2 protein-coding genes and 1 pseudogene are annotated in these 1,320 nt (G+C 71.1%); 2 read left to right on the forward strand and 1 reads right to left on the reverse strand.

From position 1 onward, the window contains the following. Positions 1 to 222 (reverse strand): annotated as a pseudogene (locus I59_RS08735) (multidrug DMT transporter permease); the annotation flags it as partial. Between the two features lie 39 nt (positions 223 to 261). Between I59_RS08735 and def the strand changes: the two are divergent. Together def and I59_RS08745 are read left to right on the forward strand one after the other, a co-directional pair. After that, positions 262 to 837, forward strand: a complete 576-nt coding sequence (gene def, locus I59_RS08740; protein ID WP_022903543.1) for a peptide deformylase — start codon at positions 262 to 264, stop codon at positions 835 to 837. 141 nt (positions 838 to 978) lie between these two features. Next, the coding region (locus I59_RS08745; RefSeq protein ID WP_031273431.1) for a hypothetical protein at positions 979 to 1,320 on the forward strand (342 nt) is incomplete at its 3' end.

Raw genomic sequence — 1,320 nt, forward strand, 5'->3', positions numbered from 1 at the left:
CCCGAGCACCCAGTAGCCGCTCGACAGCAGCCCGAGCACGTGCCGGACGCTGAGGCCCTTCGACTGGCGGCCGAGCCTCGCCTCGACCCGTTGGACGCCCCGGCTCTGGAACTGTGCGCCGAGGGAGAGGAACACCGCCCCGAGCAGTGCGACGGGGATCATGAGCGCCTGGAACGGGGTCAGGTTGCTGACCGCGTCGGGGAGCGGGAGGTCCGTCGTCACGCGTCGAGGCTACCGGTCGTCGCCGGATAACCTGGGTGAATGGCCGTCCTCCCGATCCGCATCACCGGTGAACCCGTCCTCCACGAGCGCGCGGCGGAGGTGACCGAGTTCGACGACGGACTGCGCGAGCTCGTGGCGGACATGTTCGAGACGATGGACCTGGCCCCGGGTGTCGGGCTGGCGGGTCCGCAGGTCGGCGTCGGCAAGCGGGTCTTCGTCTACTCATGGACCGATGATGCCGACGTCCTGTACCGCGGCGCGGCGGTGAACCCCGTCCTGTGGACGACTCCCCCGGTGCCCGAGTCCGTGGAGGAACTGGACGAGGACGACGAGTCCGAGGGCTGCCTCTCCGTGCCCGGCGAGCGGTTCCCGCTGCGGCGGTCGGAGGGTGCGCTGCTCCGCGCCCAGGACGAGCACGGGCAGCCGTTCGAGGTCGAAGCGCACGGCTGGCTCGCGCGGATCTTCCAGCACGAGTACGACCACCTCGACGGCTACCTCTACGCGGACCGGCTCGTCCACCCCTACGGCAAGCAGGTCGCGAAGGCGATCCGGAAGAACAGCTGGGGTGGCCCGGGTCACTCCTGGCTGCCCGGGCGGGACCACCCAGAGGGCTGACGCCCGCTCCGTCCGCGGTCCGGCGCGGGAAGCGACCGGCGAGGGCTGCGTCCAGCGGACGAACCGCCCGGCGAGCACCGCGTCCAGCGTCGGCGGTCGCGCTCCTGTCAAGATGGCGGAGTTCGCGACCAGGAGGGCGTCATGCATCACCACCGGATCCACGTCGTGCGGATCGCCGCGCTGGTAGCCGTGGGCGCTGCAGCGGTCTTCGTCGCGTTCTGGCGGCTGGGCCGGGCGACGGTGGTCAACGATGAGTTCGTCTACGTCCGAGCCGGCTGGGCGTACGTGCACGGTGACGTGAGCTTGAACCTCGAGCACCCGCCGTTCGCGAAGTACCTCTACGGGGTCGCACAGCTCGTCGCAGGGCAGGGCGTGCTCGGTCCCAGGGTCGTGGCAGCGGTCGCGGTGCTCGGGACCGGCGCGGTCCTGTTCGTCTGGCTCCCGCAGGAGACCGGGTTCTGGGACGCACTGGTGGCCGCTGGC

Source organism: Curtobacterium sp. B8, assembly GCF_000333315.1.
GTDB classification, from domain to species: Bacteria; Actinomycetota; Actinomycetes; order Actinomycetales; family Microbacteriaceae; genus Curtobacterium; species Curtobacterium luteum.

Bases quoted from the DNA above. Each gene is read 5' to 3' on its own strand.
- def (WP_022903543.1), top strand. From the start codon at position 262: ATGGCCGTCCTCCCGATCCGCATCACCGGTGAACCCGTCCTCCACGAG.